The sequence below is a fragment of the Planctomycetaceae bacterium genome, assembly GCA_041398785.1.
Lineage (GTDB): Bacteria > Planctomycetota > Planctomycetia > Planctomycetales > Planctomycetaceae > JAWKUA01.
On record JAWKUA010000041.1, the window covers coordinates 12,187 to 30,538 of the forward strand.

12 protein-coding genes are annotated in these 18,352 nt (G+C 59.0%); 5 read left to right on the forward strand and 7 right to left on the reverse strand.

Annotation, left to right across the window (positions count from 1 at the left end):
* Position 1: 1 nt before the first annotated feature.
* Entirely contained in the window at positions 2-2,164 is a 2,163-nt protein-coding gene (gene recQ / locus R3C19_26165) for a DNA helicase RecQ (GenBank protein MEZ6063847.1), read from the reverse strand.
* A gap of 189 nt (positions 2,165-2,353) precedes the next feature.
* On the opposite strand from recQ, the gene R3C19_26170 reads away from it, so the two are divergent.
* Both R3C19_26170 and R3C19_26175 read left to right on the forward strand, forming a co-directional pair.
* On the forward strand, positions 2,354-2,707 hold the full coding sequence (locus tag R3C19_26170) for a helix-turn-helix transcriptional regulator (protein ID MEZ6063848.1): 354 nt from the start codon (positions 2,354-2,356) through the stop codon (positions 2,705-2,707).
* Positions 2,700-3,242, forward strand: coding sequence for an SRPBCC domain-containing protein (locus R3C19_26175; GenBank protein MEZ6063849.1), 543 nt, complete (start codon positions 2,700-2,702; stop codon positions 3,240-3,242). The genes R3C19_26170 and R3C19_26175 overlap by 8 nt, the downstream gene beginning before the upstream one ends.
* Before the next feature lie 18 nt (positions 3,243-3,260).
* Here R3C19_26175 and R3C19_26180 read toward each other — a convergent pair whose 3' ends face one another.
* Positions 3,261-3,974, reverse strand: coding sequence for a M91 family zinc metallopeptidase (locus R3C19_26180; GenBank protein ID MEZ6063850.1), 714 nt, complete (start codon positions 3,972-3,974; stop codon positions 3,261-3,263).
* A 250-nt stretch (positions 3,975-4,224) separates the two neighbouring features.
* On the reverse strand, positions 4,225-5,586 hold the full coding sequence (locus R3C19_26185; protein ID MEZ6063851.1) for a PQQ-binding-like beta-propeller repeat protein: 1,362 nt from the start codon (positions 5,584-5,586) through the stop codon (positions 4,225-4,227).
* Between the two features lie 397 nt (positions 5,587-5,983).
* Here R3C19_26185 and R3C19_26190 point away from each other — a divergent pair, with 397 nt between their 5' ends.
* The 3 genes from R3C19_26190 (at position 5,984) to R3C19_26200 (ending at position 10,524) form a co-directional block, all read left to right on the forward strand.
* Entirely contained in the window at positions 5,984-7,912 is a 1,929-nt protein-coding gene (locus R3C19_26190) for a DUF1592 domain-containing protein (GenBank protein ID MEZ6063852.1), read from the forward strand.
* Positions 7,909-9,222 (forward strand): DUF1552 domain-containing protein, encoded by a 1,314-nt coding sequence (locus R3C19_26195; protein MEZ6063853.1) that lies wholly within the window; start codon positions 7,909-7,911, stop codon positions 9,220-9,222. Before R3C19_26190 ends, R3C19_26195 begins: the two co-directional genes overlap by 4 nt.
* A 102-nt stretch (positions 9,223-9,324) precedes the next feature.
* Entirely contained in the window at positions 9,325-10,524 is a 1,200-nt protein-coding gene (locus tag R3C19_26200) for a hypothetical protein (protein ID MEZ6063854.1), read from the forward strand.
* 1,143 nt (positions 10,525-11,667) lie between these two features.
* On the opposite strand, the gene R3C19_26205 is transcribed toward R3C19_26200, so the two are convergent.
* The 4 genes from R3C19_26205 to R3C19_26220 all read right to left on the reverse strand — a co-directional run.
* Positions 11,668-13,692 (reverse strand): hypothetical protein, encoded by a 2,025-nt coding sequence (locus R3C19_26205; GenBank protein MEZ6063855.1) that lies wholly within the window; start codon positions 13,690-13,692, stop codon positions 11,668-11,670.
* Positions 13,693-13,896: 204 nt separating this feature from the next.
* The gene (locus R3C19_26210) at positions 13,897-17,181 is read right to left on the reverse strand and encodes a M56 family metallopeptidase (protein MEZ6063856.1); all 3,285 of its coding nucleotides are present in this window, start codon (positions 17,179-17,181) and stop codon (positions 13,897-13,899) included.
* A gap of 75 nt (positions 17,182-17,256) precedes the next feature.
* Complete coding sequence (locus tag R3C19_26215) at positions 17,257-17,667, reverse strand: BlaI/MecI/CopY family transcriptional regulator (protein MEZ6063857.1); 411 nt, start codon at positions 17,665-17,667, stop codon at positions 17,257-17,259.
* 261 nt (positions 17,668-17,928) lie between these two features.
* Positions 17,929-18,352, reverse strand: a 424-nt coding sequence (locus tag R3C19_26220) for an ABC transporter ATP-binding protein (GenBank protein MEZ6063858.1), incomplete at its 5' end; no start/stop codon positions are given.

An 18,352-nucleotide genomic window follows, 5' to 3' on the forward strand; every position in this document is an offset into this window, starting at 1 on the left:
GTCAATCGCCGTGCCTGACTTCGAAGCACGCGACAACGACCCGGATGTCTCCGTAGCTGACTTCTTCGTTCAGCGCTTCAAAGATCGGCTTTAGCCGTTCACAACCGATGTTGCCGATCACGGCTTCGACCCGTTCGACAGTTTCCGGGCGGATCCAGGCTGCCGCGTCGGTGACCTTCCTGACGTGAACATACGACGCCAGGTGCTCGCAGACAGTTCCGACGCTTCGGTCCAACTGCAGAGCCACTTCGTCGATTCCAAGGCCGGAATCGAAAAGTTCGAAGTACTGTCCCGACGCCGCCGATATTCGTGCGGGCTTGGGACGAATCTGCGGCGCGGACGCGCGAGATGCCATGACATCCGTGTCCACACCGTTCCGCCGGCACCAGTCGGCAATTCGATCGATCAGCATCGCGCCGAATTCCCGCTTCTTGCGTTCGCCGATTCCGTAGATCTGCAGCAGTCGGTTCGGGTCCGTCGGACGCAGTCTTGCCAGTTCCCGCAGCGTCACGTCACCGAAGATGACGTAGGGCGGCACTCCGCGATCCGCGGCGACTTCCTGGCGAATTCGTCGCAGGTCTTCGAACAGTTCGCGATTGACGCCGACCCATTTATCCGATTCCGAGGACGCTGCGACGCGGCGACGCGGACGGGTCAACTGGGGAGTGTGCCGGCCCTTCAAAACCTGCCAGCCCGCATCGGAGATCGTCAGCACGGAATATTCCCCGGAGCGAACCAGGTAGCCGTGCGCCACAAGCTGATCGATCCAGCCCCGAACATGCTGGTCGGATTCGTCCCGCAACAAACCATACGTGCTCAGCCGATCATGACCGTTGCTCAGCACTTTCTTATTGCGCGACCCGCGCAACACCTGGGCCGTGTAGTCGGCACCGAATCGCTGCTCCTGGCGGAACACGCTGGACAGGATCTTCTGGGCCACGACAAGCGGATCTTCGATCGGTTCGATTTCCCTCAGACACACGTCACAGGCGCCGCAGTTTTCTGATTCCAGATCCTGGCCGAAATGGCGTACGAGCTGCCGGTGTCGGCACTTCGCGCTGGCACAAAACGAATCCATCTGAGCCAGGGCGGCGAGCGACCTGGCGCGATTGCCTGCGTCTTCGGACTGGTTGATCAGAAACTCCCACGTCTTGCCGTCGCGGCCCGAATAGAACAGACAGCATTCGGCTTCCAGGCCGTCGCGGCCCGCGCGGCCGCTTTCCTGCTGATAGGCTTCGATGTTGCGCGGCATCTCGGCGTGAATCACATAGCGAACATTGCTCTTGTCGATACCCATGCCGAACGCCACCGTGGCCACGATGATGTCGACCTGTTCGTCGATGAACGCTTCCTGGTGCTTCCGGCGCTCGTCCGCTTCCAGGCCGGCGTGATACGGCAGCGTCCGGTACCCCAGGCTGTTCAGAGTCGCGCTGGTGCTTTCCACACTGGCGCGGCTGATGCAGTAGATGATTCCGGATTCGTTCGGATGGCGATCGATAACTTCGCGAATCTGAATCATCACGTCGGTGCGGCGTTCGATGCGGTACAGCAGGTTGGGACGATCGAACGATCCCACCAGGATTTCCGGATCCGCCAGTCCGAGCTGGCCGGCAATGTCGGCTCGCACTTTTTCCGTGGCCGTCGCCGTCAGCGCATGCAGCGATGCCTGCGGAAACGCGGTTCGCAGGCAATTTAACTGGCGGTACTCCGGTCGAAAGTCGTGCCCCCACTGACTGATGCAGTGCGCTTCGTCAATCGCGATGAAACTGATCGCGGTGTCCTGGAGAAATCGAATGGTTCGATCCTGCACCAGACGTTCAGGCGCTGCGAACAACAGCTTGATTTCGCGGTTTCGCACACGATCGGCGACCGCCATTCTCTGCGCGGTGCTCAGGCTGCTGTTGATGAACGCGGCCGGGATGCCATTCTGAGTCAGAGCGTCCACCTGATCCTTCATCAGAGCGATCAGCGGACTGACAACGATGGCCATGCCGTCACGGCAGACCGCCGGAAGCTGATAGCACAGCGACTTTCCTCCGCCCGTGGGCAGCACGACCACGGAATCGCGGCCTTCCATCGCCGCCAGCATCGCTTCCCGCTGCAGAGGCCGGAAGGAATCGTAGCCCCAGCACTGCTGCATCCTGGCGCGCAGCTCTTCGACCACCGGCGACGTTTCCGCCGATGTCGCACTGACGGGTCTGGTTGAAGCACTGCCGGACACTTTCCGCCAATACAGCCTGCGGTCATGGTGACACAATTGCCTGACGGCGCGCGATTCTACCGGAGACGACTGCGGAATTGCACCGTCTGCGCTTGCACGCGGCCCGGCCGACATGTAACCTATCAGTTACTTATGAAACCGGACTCAATGGATGCTGTGTTCCAGGCACTGTCGAACGCTTCCCGGCGAAGGATTCTGGATCTGGTGAAGGGAATGCCCGGCTGCAATGTGAATGACGTATGCAAGTATTTCGACGTCAGCCGCATTGCGGTGATGAAGCATCTGAACGTGCTGGAAGCGGCCCGGTTGATTCTGTCCGAAAAGCACGGTCGTTCGCGGGAACTGTATTTCAACGCAGCTCCGATACAGATGATCTACGACCGCTGGACGACGGAGTACAGCTCGTTCTGGGCAAGCCAGGTGACGGATCTGAAATTCAAGTCAGAGCAGCAACAGAAACAGAAAGGCAATGCCGCCAATGGCTGAAACGACGAAGGCTGAAACGACAAAGCTGGTGAATCGAATCGTCATTAACGCTCCGATTCAGAAGGTCTGGGACACACTGACGAAATCCGGCGAACTGCAGCCGTTTTTCTTCAACAGCGTGCTTCACACAACATCGCTGGCTCCCGGCGCGCCGGTCAGGATGAGATCACCGGACGGAAAGTACACCGGCGTTGTCGGCGAAGTTCTGGAACTCGACCCGCCGTATCGGTACTCGATGACGTTTAAGTTCACCAACTTCGACGATCCGGTCTGCAAAGTGACGCACGTTCTGAAGGAGATCGAAGGCGGCACGGAATACACTCTGATTTCGGAAGAAATTCCGAAGGGAACTAAAACGGAAAAGCAGATGGCCCAGGGCGGATCGTTTATCGTCAGGACTTTGAAAGGTGTTGTCGAAACGGGACGTCCGCCGTTTGGGTCGCGAATGCTGCTGACACTGATCAAGTGCTTCGCGTGGGCCACACCGAAGGTATGCCTTTCTGAAAACTGGCCGCTGGACCGTAAGATCACGTAGCGGCCCGCAAGAGCATCGTCAGCGGACTCGCATGCGGTCGGCGAAGTGAGGGCTGAACGGATTGAACTCCGCTTCCTTCGCCTTGCCCACCGCCAGCGACAGCGACGAATGCTGCATTTCAAACGACATGATCAGAAACGGATCAACGCGAAACTGGTCCCACGGAGACTTGTTGTCGACCCAGGAATTGCCTCGGTGATCGATGCGAATCAGCTTGCGCTTCTTTTCCGACATGAATACATTCGTAATCAGAATGGCAAAGTACTCTTCTTCCTTGTCGAACTTCGCCTCATACTTGCGGCAGGTCTTCGCACCCTCCATGTGTCGAAAGGCGTGAACGCTTTCGTGCAGCAGCGTGGCATCCGGAATCTTGCGGTTTTTCGGCGTAATCCAGACGGTGGAATCTGATCCGTGTCCGGTACCCGCGACGCCGCAGGTGTTGTCGTCATCGTCGACGGCGTCGGCCAGATTCGTCGGGATCGCAGCGGCGTTGGCGGGCGTCCAGATCCACGGACGAATCGTCAGTTGTCGCTTCAGTTGCTTCAGCACCGCGTTCGCCGCCACGGATTTTCGCAGTGAATCGAGATTCGCCACGATGACTTTTTCGTACTTCGCAGCGTCCCAGGATGCCGGCAGGCTGAGCGTGAACGAGGACGGCATCGGCGGTGCGGCGCTCTGAGCGTTGCTGATGGAACCATCGATCGTGATATTCGTGTCGTATTTCGTAGCCATGCTGCGGTCCCTTCCCGGAATCGTGGTGCGAGCGGTCGGGCTGCGAAAGTGCAGCGGCCGACGTCAATAGCTCGCCACCTCGCCGAAAATGCGACACGCTTTCCTGGAAATTCCGGCGCATGCAAGACCGGGGCGTGTCATCTCAGGCCGCAGTCGGTCGCATTTCCGGAACGAAATCGCGGACCGGCGATTGGTCTTGAGACAGCGACAGCACTGTGCGGGTCAAATCACTGACCGGTCGCCGCCATCGTCAATTCGACGAACCCGTCAGGCAGTACAATTTTGAAGCCGTGCGGATCAGCAGCTTGTCGCCGGCGATGGCCGGACTGGACAGCGACAGTTCACCCAGGTCGTTTCGTCCGACGATTTCGAATTCCGGTCCGGCCTTCACCACGTACGTCAGACCGTCTTCGTTCAGACAGAACAAATGCCCGTTGTAGGCGAACGGCGAAGCTGTAAACGAACCGCCCGGCGTAAATCGCGACTTCCCGTAGATCTCTTCGCCCGATTTTGCGTTGTGACAGGTCAGAAACCCCTGATCGTACAGCGTGTAAAGGTAATCGCCGTAGACGATGTGCGACGGGTTGTAGGACGACGCCTGAGGCTGATACCAGGCGATGAATTCGCTGTTGGAAAAATTCTCGTCGGGCTTCAGATCGCCGCTGGCTCCGGGCCTGACGGCGAACGTCGGTCGATGCTGGTCGCCGACGTAGCCGGCGGCGATGTAACACAGACCGTGTGCCGCGAACGGAGACGGAATTACAAGGTTTGACATCCTGCCATCGAATTCCCACAAGACGTCACCGTCCAGCGAATAGCTGCGGTTGCGGTTTTTCCCATTGACGACGATCTCCGTTCGAAGTGAATTCTGCCAGACAAACGGCGTGGCCCAGGAATGCGTTTCGTCGCGCGAAGTGCGCCAGATGCGTTCGCCGGACTTCGCACCAAATGCAGCGATCCACGATTCCTCCTGGTTGTCGTAGACCACGAACACGCGTCCGTCGTGAACGACCGGCGATGACGCCGCTCCGTAGTCGAAGAACGTCTTTCTTGGTTCGATCGGCTGCGACCACAGTGGCGTGCCGCTCAGGTCGTAGCAGTAAAGTCCCAGATCTCCGAACAGCACATACAGCCGTTCGCCGTCGGTCGCCGGAGTCTCCGCGGCATACGTGCTTTTCGGGTGCCGGGGCACGAGCGGTTCGCCGGTGTGAGCTTCGTGCTTCCACAGTTCGTTTCCGCTGTTCAGATCGAAACAATACACCAGCCAGTGATGAATGCCTTTTGCCGGTTCCCGGACTCCCTGACCCAGATAAAGCCCCTTCTTTGGTCCTTCACCGGCTTCGTCAGCCACCACAGTTGTGACGAAAACGCGATCGCCCCACACGACGGGACACGACCAGCCAAAGCCGGGAACATCGGCGACCCACCGGACATTCTCGCTGGCAGACCACGTCAGCGGCAGCCCTTCGTTATCAGGAGCAACACCGTCCGCATTGGCTCCCCGAAACCGGGGCCAGTTGTCCTGACCGGTGGCTATCGTCGACGACAGAACGAACATGAGACTGAGGCAGGCCGCAGTGAGCCAGCGGAATGTCGCAGCGCGGTGGGACATGAGTGTGACTCCGTCGGAAAAAGGCGGATCTATACTGGCCGCGGCGAACGCTGATACTTTTCGCACTTCTTCATGCCGCGAGCCAGAATACCTCAATTTACCCCGCTCGGGGTATAAAGAGCCCGACCATCTTCCCGTTGAAAACTGTGGTGTCAAAGCCGATCGGAAATTGCGGGCTCGCTGCCGTTTTGCCCGCGCGATGTCCGGTGGTATCATGCACCCGTCGATCGTCGATCGCGTCCGCGTTCCTGCCTGCCTGAATTCTGCCTTCCGCCGAACACAGCCGCTTTTCGTCCGCGGTTGTTCCGTTGAAGCTACTGGAATCCGACCCATGCCCGGAACCCACTCTGCACGTTCTGTGATTGCCGGACTTTTTTTGTCTGTCGCGGCGTTGCCCGTGACCGCCGCCGAATCCGCTCGCGACGAATCGTTCTTCGTCCGCAGGCTGTATCCCGTGATGAAGACGGTGCAATGCAATCTGTGTCACAACGACAACGGCGTCGGTTCGGAAACGGAATTGAGTTTTCCCGGCGAATTCGCGACGCCCGAACAGGTCGAAGCCTTCGGGCTGAAGCTGATGGACTTTGTGGACCGCACCGATCCGCGGCAGTCGCTGTTGTTTCTGAAACCCACGAACCGTGAGGAACACACCGGCGGCGTTCGCATCAAACCGGACAGCGACGAAGAGCAAATTCTGCTGAGCTGGATTGACTACCTGGCGAACCTGACGGACGACCAGCGCCGTGTCGCTCGGGAAAAAATCGCGAAGGCCGAACAATTCACGCTGCAGCCGCTGACGATGCGCCGGCTCACTCACAGCCAGTACAACCATACCGTCCAGGACCTGCTGGGTGACCGCACTCAGCCGTCCGGAAATTTCCCCAAAGAAGACTTCATTCATGGCTTTCGGAACCAGGTGGAAGGCCAGGGGATTTCTCCGCTGCAGGCGGAGGCGTACAGCAAAGCCGCCGAACGGCTGGCCCTGGCCGCATTTCGAGGCGGCGATCACCGCAACCTGCTGCCCGCGAAGGAAGAATCGTCCACACCTGCTGAACGCGCGGCTCAGTTTGTGCGGCAATTCGGGTTGAAGGCGTTTCGACGGCCGATTTCTGACAGCGAAGTCGAACTGTACGCTGGCCTGTTCGAACGCGAGGCTCAGGACGCGGGCGACGAACTCGCCGGCGCGAAGATCGTCGTCGAGACGATGCTGCAGTCGCCCCACTTTCTGTTTCGCATTGAACACGGTCCCGGCGAACTCTTTGAGCAATACGGAATCGCGTGTCGCCTGTCGTATCTGATCTGGGACACAATGCCCGACGACGACCTGTTCCAGGCAGCCGCGAACAGCGAACTTTCCAGCGTCGATCAGATCGAAGCGGTCGTGCGGCGCATGCTGGACGATTCCCGCGCGAAGAATTCTCTGGATGAGTTCCTGTCGCAGTGGATGCGCTTCGACCGCGTCCTGAACGCGACGCGCGACCGTCGCCGGTTTCGCGATTTCAACCCGGAACTGGCCGCCGCGATGGTGGAGGAGACCCGACTGCTGTTTAATTATCTGGTCTGGAATGACCAGAACTTCATGGAATTCTTCACCGCGGACTACACCTTCCTGAGTTCCGATCTGGCCCGCATTTACGATCTTCCGGCGCCCGCCGAGGAATACGCTCGTGTTTCGTATCCGGCGGATTCCGGGCGAGCCGGAGTGCTGGGGCAGGCTTCGTTTCTGGCAGTGACCAGCAAGCCGGCGGAAACGTCACCAACCGAACGCGGTGTGTTCGTCCGCAACCATTTTCTCGGGCACGAAGTTCCCGCTCCTCCGCCGGGCGTTAATGCGATCCTGCCGACTGTGACGGAGGACATGCCGATGACCAATCGTCAGCGGCTGGACCTGCATCTGAACAGTGAAGCCTGCGCCAGTTGCCACCGCCTGATTGATCCGATCGGGCTGGGACTGGAACAGTACGATGCCATCGGAGCCTTTTCGGAAAAAATGTCGCTGCAGTTCGGCGGCGGTTATGGGGAACGCAGGGAACAGAAAACTCTGGAACTTGATATCGATACGACCGCCTATATCCAGGGAATGGAAAACTCCGAATTCAACACGCCAAAGGAACTCGGCCGTCTGCTGGCCAACAGTGAAAGCTGCCAAAGATGTATCGTGAAACAGTTCTTTCGTTATACTTTTGGTCGACAGGAAACCGTCAGTGATCAGCCCGTCATTGACGACGTCCTGCGCCGGTTTCGCGAATCCGGGTTCCGGTTTCGCGAACTGATTGTCGCTGTGGTTACTTCCGATTTGTTCCTTCAGAAGGGTTCCCGCCAATGATTCTGTCGCGCAAAGACCTGTCTCGCCGCACGTTTCTTCGAGGCATCGGACTGGGAGGAGCGTCGATCAGTGTCGGCCTGCCGGCATTGGAGGCGCTGTTCAATTCGAACGGAACAGCGTACGCAGCGGCCAGAGACGCGGCGGCGGCTCCGATTGAAACGCGATTCGTCCTGTGGTTCAACGGCAACGGTATCATCGAAAAGTACTGGATCCCGCGGCAGGACGGTCACGACTTTGAGATCACGCCGTGCCTGCAGCCGCTGGCCAGGTTCCGCGACGACATTCACGTGCTGAGCGGCGTGGATAACTCCGCCGCGCGTTCGCCCGGCCCGGGCAACGGGCATCATAAATCGATGAGCGGTCTGGTCTCGTGCGAACCGTTTTCCGGACGCGGTGCCGGCGGCGCTTCAATCGATCAGGTCATTGCCGAAAAGATCGGCCGGGAAAGCCGCTTCCGCTCGCTGCAGGTCGGAGTCTGTCAGGAATCCTTCGGCGAAAGCGTGCAGCGCAACATGAGCTGGGCGGCACGCGATCGCCCGCTGCCCCCGGAAATGATCCCGCACCGGCTCTTCGACAGTCTGTTCGGGTCGAAGGAAATGCACTGGATCGAACGCAAGAAAAGCATTTTGGACGCCGTTCGTGACGACGCGACGTCGCTGAAAAATAAGCTGGGCTACAGCGACCAGCACCGGCTGGAAGAATACCTGGCCTCCGTTCGCAGTCTGGAACGTTCCGTCGCCAGTCTGCCGCCGGAATATTCGCAGGTTGTTGAACGTCCGGCGGAAGGCGGCGACCTGAAGGACTGGCCGCGGATCGCCAAACTTCAGACGGATCTGCTGGTTCACGCACTGGCGTCGCGGCAGACTCGCGTGGCGTCCTACATGCTGACCAAGTGCCAGGGCCTTTCGCGATTTCCGTGGCTGGGCTACACGTATGACCGCCATCACGGCTATACACACGGTCGCGTGGAAACACCGGAAGGCCAGCGCATCATGCGCGACATCTGCCGCTGGCATGTTGAGGAGTTTGCTTATCTGCTGGGAAAGCTGAAGTCCATTCCCGAAGGCAATGGTACTCTGCTGGATAACACGTGTGCGCTGTTCGTACACGAACACGCGGAAGCGAATCCTCACAAGAATGCCGGTCTGGCAATGATCGCCGCGGGCCATGCGGGCGGCATGAAAACCGGCTGCCATACTCGCGTTGCCGGTACCGTCGGCGACCTGTACCTGACCCTGGCCGAAGAAATCGTCGGTGCGCAGATCGGAAAGTTCCCAACCGCCGACAAGAAGCTGACGTCCGTCGTGTGACCGCGATGCGACCAATTGCTGCTGGCTTCACCTGCGATTGACGTCCGCGCAGTCAGGTTCGATTCTCATTGCGACAGAATTCACGCGCCAGGAGCAAACCTGATGAATCCACAGATTTTCAGACCAAACGGCTCAGCGTTCTGCGTGCTGGCCTTCTGCTTTCTTGCGGCTGGTGTGGCGCCTGTTAATCCTGCGCAGGCACAAGACACCGACCCGCTGGCGGTGATTGAGTCAGTTCTGAAATCGCGGGCAGCACTCCAAAGCGGCGTCTTCCATGCCGCAGTCGTGCAGCGGACAATCGCTGAAGGAGGTAATGAGAGAGTTTCAGTCAGGGAACTTCACTGCGTCTTTGATTCGGCAACTAACCGGGTGGTCTATAATTGCAATGGAATGGAGCAACTTGTTGTAATGGCGGCGGCGGAGCCGTTACCAGATACGATTGAAGAATTGAAGAACAGGATTCATAACCTTGGCGCACGCCTGCGTGCTTATCGTGCCGGCCTCGCTCGCAACGCGAGCTACATGGTGGAGTGGCACGCGATCGGCAACCGCGATCAGAAGGACCACGCGACATCAAATATCGACCTACGTGATCCTGAAACTCCCTCCGTTGGTCCTTTTTCAATACCGCTGAACCCTGACTGGGCGGGTGCCGCCATCGGTAGAGAAATCGAATCCGGAAAATCTCTCCGCGAGATCTTTGAGTTTCCACTACGTGGTGAAGTGAGTGTCAAGACGATGAGAACGAAGGCAGGTGACATTGAGCTTGTGTTTTCCACGCCAAGCCAGCGCCGCACTTTCAGAATCAGGCCGAAAATGGATTACACATGTAGCCAGATGGAGACTGTTACTCTGGATGATAAAGGCGAAGCACTGCCGTACCGCCGGTCATTGGCGAAAGCGGAATGGCAGCAGGTGCAGGGAGTGTACGTTCCCGTTTCCATGGCGACGGAGGATCTATTTCGCGATGGCACCAAACGCACTGCCCTGTACAGTTTCGAGTGGGACAAGGTAAACCCGGAGAATCTCGACGACGTCGACTTCTCGTATAACGGAATTGATGGGATTTGGGAGGGCTTGACCATCTTCGATCGCCGAGGCGGGAAAAGGAAGATCATTGGCACCTACCACAGACGTGATCAGATCATTGAACAGGAAACCAGGGCAAGGTACTTACCGTCTTCGTCGGCGCTGGGGGTATTCGATTTCCGGCTTTTCCCACCAACTGATCGCGCATTCCGGCAGTGCTTCGCGCGTTGCCTGAAGCTGTTTCGACGTGATCTGCGTGCCTCCGACGAATAGCTGGCGAAGATTCGTCTTCTTCGACAATTCCGCCAGCCCGGCGTCCGTGATGTTCGTTTCCTGAAGTTCCAGCACCTCCAGGTGCTCCATCCGCAGAAGCTCGGTGACCGCCGCGTCGTTGATCCCTTCCGCCTGCCACAGCTTCAGGTGCCGCAATCGCGGAAGGGCTGCCAGTGTCGCGATTCCCTCCGCCGTGACGGACGTGCCGCTCAGGTCGAGCACTTCGAGGTCCTTTAGCCGAGCCAGCTCGGCGATGCCGCGATCGGTCAGAGCCGTATGGCTGACATTCAGCACGCGAAGCTGATCGAGTTCGGCGATGGCATCGACGTTGAAATCTGACAACGCAAGGCTCCAGAGTCCGGAGTCCGTGCGCTGTTCTCCGGCCACGTCCAGTTCCCGCAAACTCGGCAGTGACTTCAGCAGCGGCAGGCAGACACCGCTCATCTTGTTGCCGCCGAACGAAAAATGTTCCAGGTTTTCCAGGTTCACCAGGGTTTCGAACAATTCGTCGCTGACCCGACTGTGTCCGACATCCAGGAACCGCAGCGTTGTCATGTTGGCAATGAGTTCAAAGACGGAACTGGTGACTTTTGTGCCGCGCACGTTGAGATATTCCAGGTGCTGCCAGTTCTTGACGTGCGCGATGCCGACGTCCGTCACGTACTCGGCGTAATACAGATTCAGCACCCTGACATTTTCAAGCGGTGCGATCTGTTCGAGCCCCAGATCTGTGATCTTGGTATACGACAGATCAATCTCATTAAGGCCGGGAAACTGAGTCAGCTTTTTCAGATCGGCATCCGTCACCCATGCGCGCTGCAGATCGACGGACACAACCTGACCGGCGTCATTGCGAGAATAACGTCCTCCCAGGTCGTCGATCCACGAAACGTCGTCAGCCCGGCAGGCACCGAATACGAAGCCGTGGGTCAACAGCATCAGGCAAATGAGTTTTCGGCAGCTCATGAGTCTTCATTCCAATCCGGAACGCGGAGGGATGCATCCCGTACCACTGTGAGGATTCGTTTGTCGGCAGGAAAGAGGCTGGAACCGTCAGAAATTACGGACTGTGTTATGGCGGCACCCGGGCGACCGAATGCAACTGCCGGGAGTGTGCCAGGTGTTTGCTCACGGTCGAGTGACTCAGCTTCGTCGGCGTGTCGCGTCGCTGGAAAGCGGATCCCAGATGATTTCGCAGTCGGGCAGCGCGGCTTTAATTTGTTCGTGGCCCTGCTGGCTGAACAGTGTGTGGTAAAGGTTGAGCAGCGTCAGCTTTGAAAACTTCGACAGCAGCTCACCGCTGGAATCACCGACGTTGGCGCTGTCCAGGCTGAGCCGCTGCAGTTCGTGCAGTTCGCTGAGCGACTTCAGCCCCTCGTCGCTGACATCGGTATAGTCCAGGTTCAGGTCGACAAGGTTTCGGAACCCACCGACGATCGTCATGCTGACGTCCGTCAGCCGTGTTCGGATCAATCCCAGTTGTCGCAGTTCAGCAAGCGAAGTCAGGTGCTTCATTCCGTCGTCGGTGATTCGTGAATAACTCAGCAGCAGGTCTGTCAGTTTCGTGAGTTTTGCAACATGGACCAGACCGTCGTCGCCGATGTCAGTTCCGGCCAGGTCCAGCCGAGTCAGGTTCGGCAGCGTTGTCAGGTGCTGCAGCCCGTCGTTGGTGACATCCGTGAACGGCAGCGCCAGCGACTGCAGCGACGTCAGTTCCGCGATGTAAGCCAGGCCGTCGTCCGAGATTGGTGAACCGGACAGGTTCAGTTCAAGCGGGTGCAGTGTGTTCAGTTGCCGGAATCCGGTGCCGTCGACCAGCGTATTCGTCAGCTTCAGGCGCTGCAGTTCTTCCAGCCCGGATAGCTGCGGCAGTCCCGCGTCGGAGATCATCGTTCCGCTCAGATCGAGTTCGGACAGGCTTTGCATTTCGGCAAGATGCCGGACTCCCAGGTCACTGATTTCCGTGAACTGAAGATCCAGCAGCCGAAGCTGAGACAGCCCGGTCAGGTTTGACAGGAGTTCGTCGGTCACGCTTGTGTTGGCCAGAGAAACCGAAGTCACATGGTCGCCGTCGAAATCGGCCGTGCCGCCGATGTCATGGACCCACTTCGCCACGGCGGATTCGTCCTGCCCGGCGATCATCCGGTCGGCACCTTCAGGAATGGAGGGCCGAACGGCCAGGTCCACAAAGACGATTTCGCAATCCGGTCGAACAGCCGCCAGGGCTTCGACGCCCCCGCGTGTCGCGCGCGTGTAGCGCAGGTCAACGGTATTCAGCCGGCTGTGACCCTTCAGTGCGTCGACACCGACGTTGCTGACTTTGGTGCCGTACAGATCCAGCTCTTCCAGATCCGCCATGCCGGCCAGGTGCTGAAGCCCCGCGTCGGTGACCTTCGTTCCCTGCAGGCTGAGTTTTCGGAGCTTCGTCATGTGCTGAAGACGAGCCAGACCGTCATCGCCGATCTTTGTGCCGCCAAGGTCAAGGTGTTCTACGTCATGCAGACCGCTCAGCGACGACAGCCCGTCGTCGCTGATCAGCGCATCGCGAAGCAGCAGGCGTCGAAGCCTGGTAAGTCCCTGCATCTGCTGCAGCCCTTCGTCGTCGACGGGGCAGTAGACCAGATCGAGCGATTCCAGATTCGTGAAGGGAGCGAGGTGATGGCCCCGCACGTCGGTGTTTTCCAGACTCAGCAGCCGCAGATTCGGACCCAGCGGAGCGATGGCTTCAAGTCCCTCGTCACCGAACTTGATGCCAACCAGATAGGTGTAACTGAACGTGAGTTCTTCCAGTGTCTGCAGTTGGGCGAGGTGTCCCAGATCCCTGCTGTAGTTAATGTCCGCGCCGGAACTGGGATTCCACATCGGGCCCGGCAGATTCACAGTCCGCAGACGCGGCAGACCTTCCAGCCACTTTAGATCGGGAGGCAGAATGTTGGCCCCGACCAGATCGACAAGTTCCAGCCGGAAATCGGCAGCGGGCAATGCATTGATTTCCTGAATGCGGTTCGGCTGCCCTTCCAGCCTCACGCTGCCGCCCATCAGAATCACCCATTCAGCAACCTGACGATCGCGGTCGTCGGCGTGCACGGGCGAACCGACGCCGAATGCAAGGATCACGCAGCAGAGGAATGCACGAATTGTCGGCTCTCGTTTCGTGGCAGTTGACAAGGCAGTTCTCCGGACAAAGCCTGGTTCCAAAATGTCGGTTTCAGACCCGAACATTCTAACAAAGGCTGTACCCGTGAGACTATTCCACGGCCGGGTTGCTCAGAGTCTGCACAAGCTTCCATTGCGGTGAGGCGAAGGCGGCGGCTCGTCGTGGATTTCCGAAGATGACCTGGAGAAATGGCCGCAGCGACTCTTCGTTGTTGCTCACCGGACGGGCGGCGCTGCATCCGGATCCACACGAAACTGATTCAGATCCCACACCAGCAGAGTCGAATCCGCCAGCGCCGTCACGAGCCGCTGACCGTCCGGCGAAAATGCGATCTTACGAACCAGTAGCGGAATTTCCGGCAGGTGATACAGCAGGTCGCCCGTCGCTGCGTCGAAGATGTGAACTTCAAAACCTGTCGCATCATCGCCCCGCCTGTATCCACTGACGGCCACCATTCTGTCATCGCCGGAAAATTTGAGGTCGCGCACGGATAGGGGAACCAGCTGCCGCTCCCAGATGGGTTCGTCCGATGCCGGTGCCAGCATCTTTAGAACGTCGTTATTCTCGCGAGGTGCCTGCCGATACAGGGAATCGTTGAACAGAACCTGCCGTGGTTCTTCAGGCAGTGCCGCGACAGCAGCGATCCGTTGAGCGTTCTGATTCACCGCAGCCGTAGCGAGGTTTGGCACGGCGATGCGCTTGAGTTCAGCACCCGTGGAAACGGAAAACAGGCAAAGTCCGTCATGCAGTCCAAGGACGAAGTACCGGCCATCGCGCGAAAACTGTCCGCCTTTGAGGTGCATTCTACTCATCATCATCGCCATCATACCGCCCGCACCGTTATTCGCCGGAGGAACTCCTTCCGGTTTCAGCGTGTGTTCATGTACGGCTCGGCCGTCGCGCACGTCCGAGACCCGCAGGAACATGTCGTCGCCCCATGTCAGCAGTTGGCTGCCATCAGGTGTGAACATCGCCGCTCTGTTGCCGCCGTACCTGGTGTGGCCAGGCAGTGACACGAGTTGTTGTCCCGTTTCGGCGTTCCACAGCCTGATTGTGTCATCTGTACTGTTCGAGCAGATCAGGCGACCGTCAGTCGATGCGGCGATTGCCCGCACGCTGTCATTATGACGCAGCATCGTTCTGACCTGTCCGGAGCGGGCATGCCAGATTCGCACGATCCCATCGCCATCCGCCGTCAGAATCTCTGTCCCGTCAGGGGAAAACTGCACGTCATGAGTCCATCCGGAACTCTCCGTGTCGCTGTTGATCCGCCGACTTGTTTCCAGATCAAAGACCGTGAAGATCGCTCCATAGTCGCCGACCACAAGCCATCGGCTGTCCGGACTGATATCCACGAACTGCAACTTCATTCGGGCGCAATCCAGTGTTTGAATCCGCTTACCCGATTGAACGTCCCACAATGTGACGGCCTGACTACCGAAGGAAAAAGTCGCGATCGATCGCCCGTCCGGGGCAAACTTGAGATTGGCAGCGTGGAGTAACTCTGATCCGGCCTCACTGAGTGTCCGTTCGACGGTACGAGTCTTCAGGTTCCAGATCTGTGTCGGCGTTTCCCGTTCGCCCGTTGTGGCAAACAGGTCACTCGTCGGAGAAAACTGCAGAAACTCGATACGTTCCTCGGAAGGCAGTACCGTTGGCACCTGTTGTGTCTGCCAGTCCCACAGGTGAACCGTCCTGTTCTGAGCCACCCAGCCGACCGTGCGACCGTCTGCTGAGACGCCAACGGAAGATGTCTCGTTGTGGCCCTCTTCGTGTACCAGAACTTCGCTCCCCGAGTCCACGTCCCAGATGCGTAGTGTTCCGGTGGAAGTGGCTGTGATGAGGTTTCGATCGTCCGGCATCCAGACAATTTCCGTCGGCGCGCCGAAAGTTTCCTTCCAGCGGAACGAAGACTTCAGTCCTCCTTCGACGCCGAACACATTGACGACGTTCACTCGAGTCGCAGTGTCAAAGTCTTCTTCAACGCTGTGTGCTGCAATCTGTGTCCTGCTGGGCGACAACCGGAAGAAGGCAATTTCCTGGTCGCCGAACTCCGGTTCTTGTGTTGCTTCGCCGGTACTGACATCCCAGTACAGCAAATGCCCTGGCCTGGAGTGTCCGATGACCGTCTTGTTGTCAGCAAGAAACAGCCGGCCAACGTCTCTCGAAATTGTATCTGCGTTGTGTCGGAAGAGATCCGAACCAAGTTGCAGAATTGCGCCCCGCGGCAGGGATGACGGTCCACTGAAGGCTGGTTCAGGTTGGTCGATCGTTGCCTGGTCCGTCGACTTGCGTTCCTGACCCTGTCCCGTCTGAACCGACAGCGAGGCGCTGAAGCCTGGCAGCAGGATCACCGCGGCGGCAGTCAGTACCAGGAGTGATCGCCACGATAACGCCGCCGAGCGGCGGGTATTTCCATCCACGATGTGCTGCATTCGAGACACCAGCGAATACAGATGTCCGGCGCCCGAAAGGAGCGGCTGCCGGTACGTTTTATCTGACAGGTGACCCACCATTCGGAACAGCAGCCCGGAATACTCCCGCACCGTTGTCACGCCGCGCTGCAGGATGACGTCGTCGCAGCACTGTTCGCGAATTCGCCGCGACACGACATGCAGCGCCCACGCCAGCGGATGAAACCACCACACGCACAGGACGCCTGCCTGAAACAGATTGACCCACGGATCGAACCGTCGGTGATGGGCCAGTTCGTGGGCAAACAGCGCGCGAAGTTCACCGGCCGGGAGTTCATTGAGCAACTGTCGCGGAATCAGAACCATCGGTCGCAGCAATCCCGCCGCCAGCGGCGATGCGACGTCCGCCGACACACGCAGCGCAATGTCGCGCCGAATGCCAAGTTCCCGCCGAACAGCTACGAACAGTCGGAACGCCTCTCCGGTTTCAACCGGAGCCGCCTCGGCGATCCTGTGTCTCAGCGAGAACGCAACCCGCACGATCAGCGACAGCAGAATAAATGATCCCGTCGCGTGCAGCAGCAGCCAGGTCACCGGCGACGGCGCGGTTGCGGCGTCCTGCAAACCTGCGCGATCGGTCGCGTACATTGCGCGCAAGTCAGGCGCTGCGACGTCCCGCCCCTCGAAGTATGCAAGTCGTGTCGATGCCGCGGGTGAATTCTGATCGGACTGACGAAACGGATCCGGCGGTTCTGCCGCGCTGAAACCGATCGCCTGCGAATTGCCCGACGCGTCGTGCAGAGCCGCCACTGCTGCGGGGCCGGTCGCCGCATCCTGTGGCGCCGATGCGTCGGCGGACATCAGTCCAAACATTCCGGCTGTTACCGGCCAAACGGTCGGCAGCAGAAACTTCACGAACGCCAGCGTCACAAGCGCTGCCTGCAATACAGCCGACATGTGGCGTCGCCCTGCGGTCACGACCAGCAGCACTATTGCAGCAACGACGGCTGACTGCAGAGCGGCGGTCGTCACCCAGTTCCACCAGTGCGGACTGAATCGATCGGCCATTTCGATGAATGTCGCCATTTGCGTGACTCCCGATGGATGTGAGATATTGTCTGAAACCGCTGGCGACCGCGACCCGTGGCAGTCGACGAGCCGCTACTCACCCTTTGCATCATGTTGTTCCAGCAGGCGGCGCATTTCGGCCAGTTCTTCCGCCGATGGCGGGCGAACATCCAGCAGAGATGCCAGCATGGCGACTCCGCTGCCGCCAAACACACGATCCGCCATCCGTGCGACCAACTGCTGCAGCGACGATTCGGCCGGCCGAGCTGCCTGATAAAGAAATGACTTGCCCTGACCGGATCTGGCCCGTTTCACAAGCTTCTTTTCCTGAAGCCGCTTCAGCAGCGTGACCACAGAACCGTGAGCCATCGGGCGGCGCGGCTCCAGACGTTTGCGGATTTCCGCGGCCGTCAGCGGGCCTTCGCGGCACAGGCAGGCCAGGACGTCCGTTTCAGCATCCGGCAGCCGAGCGTCGCGCGATGCGTTTGACTTCTGTTTCTTCATCCGTCTTCTCTCCAGCCAGCTTCCTGTAGACGTCTGTCTATTTGTATTAGAGACACTTGTCTATTTGTCGTCAAGCGTCCGGTTCAGAAATTCAGCAGCGACTGTTTCCGTCCGACGGGATGGGAGTTCCGGCGGACGGTATCGCGAATGGCGGCCGGCGTGCGTCATTCCCGCGCAGGCGGGAACCCGGTGAGTGCCGCAATCGGCCTCTGGTCGCGCCGTGAGGGGCGTTCCGTCGTACGGTCGCGCGGCGCGTGGCGGTTAGTCTTCGACTTCCATTGCGTGCAGCGACTGGAACGCCTCGTCGAAGGACGTGGTGTCGGTTTCGATGCGGCCGTCGCGCAACACGAGGATGCGTTTGGCGTGCCGGGCGACTCCCATGTCGTGAGTCACCACGATCACCGTGATGCCGTTGTCTTCGTTCAGACGCTTGAACATCTCGATGACTTCGCGGCTGGTTTTGGAATCCAGGTTACCGGTCGGTTCGTCACCCATCAGGATGGTCGGCGACGTGACAAGTGCGCGAGCCACGGCGACTCGCTGCTGCTGGCCTCCGGAAAGCTGAGCCGGGTGGTGACCAGTGCGATCGCCCAGACCGACCTGTTCCAGGACTTCGCGAGCCCGCTTGCGGCGTGCGCGGGCGGACATCTTTCGTCCGTACATCAGCGGCAGTTCGACGTTTTCC